This window comes from Faecalicatena faecalis (genome assembly GCF_012524165.2).
Lineage (GTDB): Bacteria > Bacillota > Clostridia > Lachnospirales > Lachnospiraceae > Faecalicatena_A > Faecalicatena_A faecalis.
This window is the reverse complement of record NZ_JABACJ020000033.1, coordinates 24,982-36,655: the sequence shown is the minus strand read 5'-3', so window position 1 is coordinate 36,655 and position 11,674 is coordinate 24,982. Positions and strand designations below refer to the sequence as shown.

The 11,674-nt window shown below is 44.2% G+C and carries 9 protein-coding genes; 2 read left to right on the top strand and 7 right to left on the bottom strand.

What is annotated here, in order from left to right:
• The coding region (locus tag HGO97_RS21650) for a hypothetical protein (protein WP_216245148.1) at positions 1-188 on the top strand (188 nt) is incomplete at its 5' end.
• 71 nt (positions 189-259) lie between these two features.
• Here the strand turns inward: HGO97_RS21650 and HGO97_RS21645 are convergent.
• The 7 genes from HGO97_RS21645 to rbr form a co-directional block, all read right to left on the bottom strand.
• Entirely contained in the window at positions 260-2,047 is a 1,788-nt protein-coding gene (locus tag HGO97_RS21645; RefSeq protein WP_216245145.1) for an aminopeptidase P family N-terminal domain-containing protein, read from the bottom strand.
• Positions 2,048-2,324: 277 nt separating this feature from the next.
• The gene (locus HGO97_RS21640) at positions 2,325-3,740 is read right to left on the bottom strand and encodes an oxaloacetate decarboxylase subunit alpha (RefSeq protein WP_216245143.1); all 1,416 of its coding nucleotides are present in this window, start codon (positions 3,738-3,740) and stop codon (positions 2,325-2,327) included.
• Positions 3,741-3,757: 17 nt separating this feature from the next.
• Positions 3,758-4,909 carry a sodium ion-translocating decarboxylase subunit beta gene (locus HGO97_RS21635; protein ID WP_216245141.1) on the bottom strand — a complete coding sequence of 384 codons (1,152 nt, stop codon included), beginning with the start codon at positions 4,907-4,909 and terminating at the stop codon, positions 3,758-3,760.
• Positions 4,910-4,929: 20 nt separating this feature from the next.
• On the bottom strand, positions 4,930-5,295 hold the full coding sequence (locus HGO97_RS21630; RefSeq protein WP_216245139.1) for a biotin/lipoyl-containing protein: 366 nt from the start codon (positions 5,293-5,295) through the stop codon (positions 4,930-4,932).
• A gap of 17 nt (positions 5,296-5,312) precedes the next feature.
• Complete coding sequence (locus HGO97_RS21625; RefSeq protein ID WP_216245137.1) at positions 5,313-6,098, bottom strand: OadG family transporter subunit; 786 nt, start codon at positions 6,096-6,098, stop codon at positions 5,313-5,315.
• A 14-nt stretch (positions 6,099-6,112) separates the two neighbouring features.
• Positions 6,113-7,552 carry an acyl-CoA carboxylase subunit beta gene (locus tag HGO97_RS21620; protein WP_216245135.1) on the bottom strand — a complete coding sequence of 480 codons (1,440 nt, stop codon included), beginning with the start codon at positions 7,550-7,552 and terminating at the stop codon, positions 6,113-6,115.
• Between the two features lie 203 nt (positions 7,553-7,755).
• Positions 7,756-9,894 carry a rubrerythrin gene (gene rbr / locus HGO97_RS21615; RefSeq protein ID WP_216245133.1) on the bottom strand — a complete coding sequence of 713 codons (2,139 nt, stop codon included), beginning with the start codon at positions 9,892-9,894 and terminating at the stop codon, positions 7,756-7,758.
• Between the two features lie 345 nt (positions 9,895-10,239).
• Between rbr and HGO97_RS21610 the strand changes: the two genes are divergently transcribed.
• Positions 10,240-11,583 carry a peptide MFS transporter gene (locus tag HGO97_RS21610; RefSeq protein WP_216245131.1) on the top strand — a complete coding sequence of 448 codons (1,344 nt, stop codon included), beginning with the start codon at positions 10,240-10,242 and terminating at the stop codon, positions 11,581-11,583.
• Positions 11,584-11,674: the final 91 nt, after the last annotated feature.

The following is an 11,674-nucleotide window of genomic DNA, read 5'->3' as shown; positions in this document are numbered from 1 at the left end:
ATAAAACATTACTATATTTCACATATGAGACACGAAGTGCCACAGCCCCAGTATTTTCAAGGGGTTGTGGCACTTATATGTTCCCACATGTGTCAAAGACGGGATTATACAATACCGGCTTTTCGATTTCAAGTCAGAATATGCAGCCTATGAATGCTAAAACTTCAAAATTCATAAATAAGAAATAAGACAAGGCCGGATTTTACGGTTGATATCCCGTAAAATCCGGCCCTCATCTATCATGGAAATCTGTTCGCTTTTAAATCTCTCTTGTGTACTCTTTCAGCCACTCCTGCTCTTCTTCGTTCAGATGTGGTGCAATGAGCTCATAGACCTTCTTATGGTAATCATTCAGAAGCTTCTTCTCTTTCTCTGTCATCAAATCAGGATTGATGGCATCCAGGTCGATCGGTACAAATGTGATCGGTTCAAAGTACATGAACTGACCATATTCATTCTTTTCTCCCTTGCATACCAGCAGCTCATTCTCTGTACGGATACCATGGGAACCTTCTATATAAATGCCCGGCTCATCTGTGATGACCATATTCGCCTCAAATGGATGTACTTCATTCGGGCGGAACTGCCAGCGGAAACCTGTCGGCGGCTCGTGGATATTTCCAAGGTAGCCTACGCCATGTCCTGTTCCATGGTTAAAGTTAAGATTCTGTCTCCAGAATGGCTCTCTAGCAACATAGTCCAGGTTCATTCCTGTACAGCCGTACATGAACTTCACATCTGCAAGGTTCAGCATGCTGACAGCAACTGCCGTGAAATGATCTTTTTCGATCTGGCTGACTTCACCAAATGCTACAGTACGAGTAATATCTGTAGAACCTTCATAGAAATGTGCTCCTGTATCTGTCAGGAATAAGGAACCTTCTTTTAATTCTACATTAGTCTCTGGTGAAGAGGTATAATGAACAATCGCGCCATGCTCTTTGAATGCGCAGATTGGCTCAAAGCTTGGCCACAGGAAATTCTCCTGCTCTGCACGGAGCTCTTCCAGCTTATCAGATGCGCTCAACTCTGTGATCTCCATCTTACCTACATTCTTCTTCAACCAGTACATGAACTTCGTATGTGCAACACCATCTTTGATATGTGCTTTTTTGATGTTCTCAACTTCAACATCATTCTTGATTGCCTTCATAAGAACTGTTGGATTCTCCTGCTTCACAGTCTTTACGCTCTCAGGAATGTTGTTATACAATGCATAATTCAATCTTCTTGGGTCGATCATGACAACGTCATCTTCACCAAATGCTTTCACAGCCTCATAAACATCATTGTATGCATGTATACGAACATTGTTTTTCTCGAATTCTGCTTTAATTTCATCATTGAACTTCCGTTCATCTGCATAAAGCTCTACAGAATCCATCTTCACGATCGTATAAGAAAGTAATAACGGGAAGTACTCTACGTCATCTCCTCTTACATTCAGAAGCCAGCCTGTATCATCAAGGCTTGTGATGACATGTACATTCGCACCTGCCTCCTTCATAGCGGCTCTGACACGCTCCAGCTTAGAAGCAACTGTCTCACCTGCGTACTTCACATCCAGCAAAAATGCCGGCTTCTCTGACAGCGGCGGTCTGTCTTCCCAAATAGCATCTACAAGGTCACAATCATAAACAACGCTTCCGCCCTTCACAGCGGCGATATCAGCATAAGCCTGTCCCTCATCAACACCGACCGTACGACCATCAAATCCGATCACACCGTTCTCAGGAAGAGCTTCTTTTAAATACTCTTCAACTGTAGGAACTCCTGGCTCACCCATCTTGCGGAGTGTCACACCAGTTCCATCCATCTCCTGAGCAGCCTGGATAAAGTATCTTCCATCTGTCCACATTCCAGCTTCATCCTTCGTGAACACTGCAGTTCCTGCCGATCCGGTAAATCCTGTCATAAACGCTCTCACCTTAAAGTGTTCCCCAACGTATTCACTCTGGTGGTAGTCAGCGGTCGGCACAACATATACGTCAATGCCCTTTTCCTCCATCAACTGACGGAGTCTTTCAACTCTCTCTGTAACTTTCATGAAAAAACCTCCTTTACATTCATAGGGATATTATAGCACAAAATAAGGAAGAGAGTGAGAAAATTTTAATGGATTTTTAGAGATGCCCGTAAGGCGGCAAAAGGTGGAGTTTCACATTTCTTCAAAAAAAGACAGAGGAAATGTGGACATTGCGTCTCTCATTTTCTCTGTCTTTTAATTCGGAATGATCAGAACGCATCTACAGAATCCAAGATGCTCTTCTCCTTCTTTCAAAATGCGTCCGTTTCATCCATTCATAAGCTAACTTCTTATGTTATTATACCGGATAAGCTCCATCCTCAGTATCTGCTACTTTTGCATCTACTTTTGTCTGCTGAGCCTGTCTGTATTTGAAGTAATCTGTTGCTACCTGTGGGAACAGTGCATAAGTCAGGACATCTTCATCCTGCTGGATCCACTGCTCACATTCCTTACGCAGAGTATCTAATTCGTTCGGAATCAGATCTGCAGGACGGCATGTGATAACTTCTGCATTTTCTCCGATTACTTTCTTCTGTACTTCTGGATTGAACGGTTTTGCTGTTGCGCCGTATTTTCCTGACAGTACGTCCTTTGTCTCCTTTGTTGCCATCTTGTAGCGCTCGCCCATCAGGACATTGAATACAGCCTGTGTTCCAACGATCTGGGATGACGGAGTAACGAGCGGCGGCTCACCAAGGTCTTTACGTACACGCGGTACTTCTTCAAGCACTTCGTAGAACTTGTCTTCTGCTCCCTGCTCTTTTAACTGGTTTGTCAGGTTGGAGAGCATTCCTCCTGGTACCTGGTACAGAAGTGTCTTGATGTTAACGCCCATGTTCTTCGGATTCAGAAGACCGCTCTCAAGAGCTTCGTCTCTGATCGGTCTGAAGTAATCAGCGATCTCTGCAAGCAGATTCTGATCCAGGCCTGTGTCGTATGGTGTGCCCTTGAAGGTCTCGACCATAACCTCTGTTGCTGGCTGTGAGGTTCCCATTGCAAATGGTGACATTGCAGTATCAATGATATCTGCCCCTGCCTCTACAGACTTGAGGTAAGTCATTCCGCCCACACCAGATGTATAGTGTGTATGCATCTCGATCGGGATGCTGACAGCCTCTTTTAATGCTGTCACAAGCTCTGTTGCCTGATATGGAACAAGAAGTCCTGCCATATCCTTTACGCAGATAGAATTCGCACCCATGTCTTCGATTCTCTTAGCAAGGTCCATCCAGTACTCTAATGTATATGCATCACCAAGAGTATAGGACATTGCTACCTGAGCATGTGCTTTTTCTTTATTCGCTGCTGTAACTGCTGTCTGCAGGTTACGGATATCATTCATACAGTCGAAGATACGGATGATATCGATTCCGTTCGCTGCTGACTTCTGTACAAAGTATTCTACCACATCATCTGCATATGGACGGTATCCCAGGATATTCTGTCCACGGAATAACATCTGCAGCTTGGTATTCTTGAATCCATCACGGAACTTACGAAGTCTGTCCCATGGATCTTCGTGCAGGAAACGTAAGGAAGCATCAAATGTTGCACCTCCCCAGCACTCTACTGCATGGTATCCGACTTTATCCATCTTATCTACGATCGGCAGCATCTGCTCTGTTGTCATTCTTGTGGCAATCAGAGACTGATGAGCATCTCGCAGAATGGTTTCTGTTATTTTAACTGGTTTCTTTTCGATCTCTGCCATTTCATTGTCCTCCATTATTATTTAACGCCGAAGATAGCCATAAATGTTCCGGCTGCTACTGCAGTACCGATAACACCTGCTACGTTCGGTCCCATCGCGTGCATCAGCAGGAAGTTTGTAGGATCTGCCTCTGCTCCGACTTTCTGTGAAACTCTGGCTGCCATAGGAACGGCAGATACACCTGCGGAACCGATCAGTGGGTTCACCTTGCCGCCTGTTACCAGACACATCAACTTACCAAATAATACGCCGGCTGCTGTACCGAATGCAAATGCAATCAAACCAAGGATTACGATTTTAATTGTATCCCAGTTCAGGAATGCTTCTGCACTTGTAGTTGCACCTACAGAAGTACCAAGCAGGATAACGACGATGTACATCAGTGCATTGGATGCGGTCTCTGTCAGCTGTCTTACGACGCCTGATTCTTTGAACAGGTTACCAAGCATCAGCATACCAACAAGCGGTGCTGTGGTAGGCAGAATCACGCATACTACGATTGTAACGATAATTGGGAAAAGAATTCTCTCAAGCTTAGATACAGGTCTTAACTGCTCCATCTTGATCTTACGTTCTTTTTCCGTTGTCAAAAGCTTCATAATTGGCGGCTGGATGATCGGTACAAGTGACATATAAGAATATGCCGCAACCGCGATCGGTCCTAAAATTGCCGTCTGCTGCAGTTTACCTGCAAGGAAGATAGAAGTCGGTCCGTCAGCTCCACCGATGATGGAAATAGCTGCGGCTGCCTTATCTGAGAATCCCATCGCCATAGCGCCAAGGTAAGCAGCAAAAATACCGAACTGTGCTGCTGCACCAAGAAGGAAACTCTTTGGATTGGCAATCAGTGGACCGAAATCGGTCATAGCTCCAACTCCAAGGAAAATCAGAGATGGGAGAATTGCCCATTCATCAAGCTTATAAAAATAATAGAGAAGTCCGCCCGTTCCATTTGCAGCGTCCTCTGCATGCAGCATAATATCCGGATAGATATTAACAAGCAGCATACCGAAGGCAATTGGAACAAGCAGCAGCGGCTCAAAGCCGTGTCTGATTGCTAAATATAGGAACAAACATGCAACACCGATCATGACCAGGTTCCCAACGGTCAGGTTCATGAATGCGGTCTGCTGCACGAGGTTTCCTAACGTATTTGAAATATATTCCATTTGTCAAACCTCCTGGTGAACTAGTTTAATGTAGCTAAGACTGCTCCTGATTCAATGGCATCGCCTACTGCTACATCAATACTAGCAACTGTTCCTGCCTCTGGGGCTACTACAGGGATTTCCATCTTCATAGCTTCGATGATTACAACGGTATCTCCTGCCTGAACGCTCTGTCCTACATTTGCTTCGATCTTAAATACTTTTCCGGCTGCACCTGCTTTTACTTCAATTCCACCTGCTGCTGCCTTAGGTGCTGCTGCTGGCGCTGGAGCTGCTTTCGGTGCTGCAACTGGTGCTGCCGCGGCTGCAGGTGCTGCGCCTGCTCCCTTTTCCTCTACTGTTACATCATATACATTGCCATTCACTGTAATTGTATAATTTTTCATCTCTTATCTCCTCCTAGTTAACTCCATCTATTTGACTTTCTTCTCTTAATAGAGCGGACAATAAATCCATCTGTTGAAGTGCCTTCAGCTGCTGCAATTGCTGCCGCGATTACTGCTGCAAGCTCTCCGTCTTGATCAGCTGCCTGTGTCACCACTGGTGCTGCAGGTGCTGCCTTTGGCGCTGCTGCAGGTGCTGGTGCAGGATTTGCAGCTTTTGCCTTCTTGCTGAATTTCTTTTCAATTGCAGGTATGAACTTAAATAAAGAAATAATAAATGAAATGAAAATCAATACAACAAATACAGTTCCCATTCCAAGTACTGTGTTAAGTCCTGCTTTTTTGAGAATCTCACCTGTTGAGTAATGAGCATTTACTGTCAGGCTTTCCATATTCATCTTCTCATCAAATGTAAATGAAAGTTCACCTGTTCTGTTCTCAAACACAGCCTCTGCTGTCAATGTAGCGCCTGAGTTTGAAGTTGTAAGCTCATAGTCACCGACCTCAGTGAGCTCTCCACATTCCTTGATTCCTGCTTTCCAAGCTTCGATCATTGTCACAAAGTTGTCTCCCTCGATTGGAAGACCGGACTGCAGCAATGTCATATTCAGTGCAAGATCTGACATGTCCTCAAATCTCTGGAAATCGGCATCGCCCATATTATTGAAGCTCTGAACGATCATGTCAGCGTAGCTCTGCATCGTAGCCTGGTCATAATCTACTGTGTCTTTTCCTTTGCTGCCGCATCCTGTAAAACTAAAGATGAGGAGAAAGACAAGACATAATATACTGATTTTTTTCTTCACTTCGCCTCACCTCACTAAACCGTACCGTGTTTTTTGTCCGGACGGTCCTCTCTCTTTGTGAACAGCATCTCGAATGCTCCGATCACATACTTTCTTGTCTCCGCAGGATCGATGATCGCATCCACGTATCCTCTTCTTGCTGCGGAAACCGGACTGGACTGCAGTTCTTTGTACTCTGCTGCTTTTTCCTTCAGAGTATCTGCGTCAGCGTCCGCATACATGATCTTAGCTGCCAGAGAAGCGTCCATCATACCGATCTCAGCTGTCGGCCATGCATATACCATGTCTGCTCCGATAGATTTGCTGTTCATTGCAACATATGCGCTTCCGAAAGCTTTTCCAACAATTACGTTCACCTTCGGTACTGTCGCATTTGCAAATGTATAAGTAAGTCTTGCTACGGCTCTTGCCATATTCTTTTCAGATTCGATCGTAGCTGTAAATCCTGTTACGTTCGTCAGTGTCAGAACCGGGATAGAGAATGCATCACAGAAGTTCACAAAATCAATTGCCTTCTTGCAGCCATCAACAGAAAGAGTCTTGTCAAACTCTGCTGCTACATTGCCTTCTGCATCATATACTTTAGAGCGGTTCGCTACAGCGCCGACTGTCATGCCATTGAGACGGATGAAACCTGTTACCATATCCTTGGCATAGTCTTTCTTTGTCTCAAAGAAAATGTTGTTATCTGAAATAGTAGCAAGTGCGATTCCTGTGTCCTCAGATGCATTAGCGATATCAGCGCATACACGGTTCAGATCATCCATGCACTCTGAATAAGACATGTCATCTTCATTGTTAGCCGGGATCATGCTGATCAGTACACGGATCTGTCCGAGGATATCAGCCTCTTCACCGATTCCATCTACCAGTCCTGCTGTCTGGCTCTGATACTCAGCAGATGAAGTATCACATTTTGAAACGATATTGCCTTCCAGGGCATTCGGAGAGTTCACGAATAACTTACCTTCTTTGCTCTCCATGAATGTAAAATCAGTCAGTCCTGGAACGACTGCCAGACCACCGCCGCACATTCCGAAGATTGCTGTGATCTGTGGGATCACACCGGATGCCATTGACTGCTTGAAATATAAGCTTCCAAAAGCTTCCAGAGCGTCTGTTGCTTCCTGAAGTCTCAGTCCTGCACAGTCGACCAGTCCGATCACTGGTGCTCCCATCTTCATTGCCATATCATAAATGTTCGCAATTTTCTTTGCATGCATCTCGCCGATGGACCCTTTTAATACTGTAGCATCCTGGCTGTACACATAAACAAGATTGCCGTCAATTACTCCGTAACCTGTGATGACACCATCAGCCGGAGTATCTTTTGTCTGCAGGTTGAAATCTGTACTTCTCGCTGTAACAGCGCCGCCGATCTCAACAAAGCTTCCCTCATCAAGCAGCATGGCAATTCGTCTGCTTGCTGAGTTTTCTGTAGCATTGTAGCTCATAATCTAGCCCTCCATATTATAAAATTTGTTTAAAATAAACCAAAATTTCTGCCTATTTTAGTATATACCACTCAGACTGAAATTTCAATTAAATAAATAAACATTTTGACATTTTTTTCACAGGAGTTCGTCAGACCAAAAGAAAGGGCCAGTGACTTCTCTCACTGGCCCTTTCTTCCTAAATTAACGGCATAAAAATTATTTTAATAATTATGCACCTGACGTTCAAAATATGCTTTTGTATACATGCATACAGGGCACACTTCTGGTGCTTCTGGTCCTTCATGGATGTATCCACAGTTACGGCACTTCCATCCCAGTGGAGCTTCTCCCGCAAAAGTCTTGTTCTCTTTATAATGCTCGAGAAGACGCAAGTATCTCTTTTCATGCTGTGCCTCCACTTTTGCAACCAATTCAAACTTGGCTGCAATCGCATCATATCCTTCTTCGCGTGCCTCCTCTGCCATACGTTTGTACATCTGTGTCCATTCCTCATTTTCACCCGCAGCAGCATCAATCAGGTTCTGTTCCACACCATTGATTCCGTGGAACGCTCTGAACCACATTTTCGCATGTTCTCGTTCCTGTTCTGCTGTCTCCAGGAAAATAGCTGCCATCTGTTCCAGCCCGTTTTCTTTCGCCACATCTGCCCAATATGTATATTTGTTCCGTGCCATAGATTCTCCCGCGAATGCATCCATAAGATTCTTCTCTGTCTTGGACCCCGGTGTAGGTGCTCCTTCTGGCCTTGTAGTCTCGTTTGACGGCTCGGACGGTGCTGCAGGTGCTTCCTCGGACAGTTCTACAAATTTCTCGGCCGGTACCTTACAAATCGGACACTGTTCCGGTGGAGTTGCTCCTTCATGAATGTAACCACATACCGTACACTTCCATTTTTTCATATTTTTTGTCTCCTCTTCCTTTATAATGTTTTGTTTTTGAGTCTCTACTATATTAATAGCAGCCCTTTTTCCATCCGGGCCAAGATCCAAGAATCTATCCCTGTATGATGTGTGGAGCATCTGCTCTGCCAGGCCGCTCAGTGGTGCTTCATAGAAATCATGGTAAAGCTTTTGGATTTCTGGGTTCTCATGACTGTAACGCAACTGCATCTTAGAATCCTTTGTATACAAGGATGCAATCCTTGCTTTACGGATTTCATCGGTCATTGGTACCTCCGTTTTTGGTTGACCTCCTCCGCCAATACAGCCTCCGCGGCAGGCCATAACTTCTATGAAATCATAGGGTGTTTCCCCTGATTCCCATCTGTCTAAGAACGCCCTTGCATTCTCGGCACCGTGAATTACTGCCAGCCGAAGCTTTACATCTGCGATCTGGACTTCTGCTTCCTTGATTCCATCCATCCCGCGAACTGGTGTCAGATTCAGGAAATCCTCAGGCGGATTGTTTCCTGTTACGAGGTAATATGCTGTACGTGCCGCTGCCTCCATAACACCTCCTGTATTGCCGAAAATCACTCCAGCACCAGATGCTTTTCCCATCAGCTCATCATATCCGCTGGTACCTATTTTGTCCAATTCTAATCCTTCTTCACGCATCCAACGGGCCAGCTCTCTGGTGGTGATCACATGGTCCATGTCCCTTAGCTCTTCCATCTCCCAATAGTCTGCGGAATCCTTCATCTCATCTCTTCGGATTTCAAACTTCTTTGCTGTACATGGGGTGACAGCGACATTGACGATTTTCTCCGGTGCAATCCCTTTATTCTTTGCAAAATATGTCTTAATGGTCGGTCCCTGCATTCCAATTGGACTTTTCGCGCTGGAAATATGAGGGAGCACTTCCGGGTAGAATGTTTCCACGAACTTGACCCAGCCAGGACAGCAGCTCGTAAACTGCGGGAGCGGCTTAGACCCTTTTGTAATTCGTTCGACCAGTTCAGAGGCTTCTTCCATAATTGTCAAATCTGCTGCGAAATTCGTATCCAGCACATAGTCCGCCCCCAGCTTTCTCAATGCTGCGACCATCTCTCCCTCCACAAAGCTGCCGGCCGGCATTCCAAATTCTTCTCCAAGTCCGACTCTTACAGAAGGAGATGTGCTGAAAATAACAATCTTGTCCGGATCCTGAATTGCCTCTCTCACTTTCTGGTATTCATATACTTCTGTGATAGAACCAGCCGGGCAGACATTCGCGCACTGCCCGCAGTGGATACAGATTGCTTTGTCTTTTGTGCTCTTCAAAGAATAAAGCCTGCCGACCCCAATCTCTTCCTCGCAGACCCTTCTGCACTGCCCACACTTAATGCACAATTCCTCCTGTCTTCTTATAGAAGGATTGTCAGGCTCGATCGGGATTCTGATTTCAGTAAATTGATGCATAGAAATTCCTCTCTTTCGTGTATTATCAGTAATAATTCCTATTATTATAGTGTCATAATTTCCACTTTTTGTCAACTAATTTCTATACGGTTTTGGGAATTTTTTGTATTTTCCTATTATATTGAGATAACAGAATAAAATAGTTATAAAATCCCTGTAAAAATTTATTAATAAAATATAAAGTTTTATTTGTCCTTTTGTATAAACTATGGTACAATCTCTTCATGGAGAAAATTTTCACAAAGGAGGAGGTTTTTCTAAAGGTAAACGAGAATACATATTACATTCTCATCCCGGGCACGGGTAAGTGCAACACATCAAAAAACTAATTGGAGGGTTTTTATTATGGAAACAGCAAAAAAGAAGAGACCTTTTGGCTTTTATGTCTGTGCCTTAGGTTTCACATTTGAGCGTTGCGCATTCTATGTTGTTAAGTACATGCTTGCAATCTGGATCGCAACAAACGCAGCAGGCGGCGGATTAGGATTAACTGATACTTACGCAGCAGAGATTTCTGCATTCTTCGTAGCAGCTACATACATCACACCTATGTTTGGTGGATACATCGCTGACTACTGGTTAAGCCCAAGAATCTGTGTTATCGCAGGTATGATCTTGATGGGTCTTGGTTACTTATGTACATGGCAGGCTCATTCCATGACACTTGTTTGGGTTATGATCATCCTCGTTTCTGTAGGAACAGGTTTGTTCAAGGGTAACCTTTCAGGCGTTAACGGTCTGTTATTTGAAGACAAAGATGAATTGAACAGTGCATTCTCCATTCAGTATTCATTTGTTAATATTGGTTCATTCATCGGAACAACATTTGTTGTACTTCTTATCGGACCGAAAGGATTCAACTTCGTATTCCTGCTTTGCGCAATCTTCCTGTTTGTAGATGCTATCTGGTTCGCAGTTAACCAGAGATCTTTGGGAGAAGCTGGTAAGAAACCATTCAAGCATGATCAGAGACAGTTCATTGACAAAGAGAAGAAGAAAGCTGAAGAAAGCCAGCCACTTTCAAGTGGAGACAAGAAGCGTATCTTCGCTATCGTTTTAGTAACTCTGTTCTCAGCTGTATTCTGGTTCGTATGGTACCTGGCTTACATGCCTGTATACTACTACTTCGGACATGGTGATGGAGATGCGTTCCTGAACCACGCTAACTGGGTAATCGGAAGCTTTACAGTTCCGACATCTTGGTTCGACTCAATCAATGCTCTGACATGTATCATCTTAGGACCTGTACTCGCTGTAGTTTGGGCTAAGATGGCAAAACGTCCTCAGGGTGATATGAGTATGTTCAAGAAGACTGCTATTGGTATGATGTTAGTTGGTCTTTCATTCGTAGCTATGGTTGCTGCTGACTTAATCAGAGGTGACGGACAGGCATCCTTAATCTGGATCGTTCTTGTATCACTGTTGATGTCAGTTGGTGAAATGATCTTCTCACCACTTGGTAACTCATTTATCACAATGATCGCACCTGCAAAGGTACTTGGTCTTCTGTTAGGTTTCTGGCCAATCGCTGTATTTATTGCAAACCTGACATACCCATACTTATATGCATGGTTAAAGACAACTACTTTCTGGATGGGCTACGGCGGACTTGGTGTTATTGTAATCGTATTAGGTGTTATCCTTTGGATTGCAAGTAAGAACCTGGATCACCTGGCTTCTGAGAAATAATCAAAAGAATTACATAAAAAGAGTATTGAGAAAATTCTCAATACTCTTTTTTATTCTACTTTATTTAGCAATCCGCTTTGTTCCCATCACC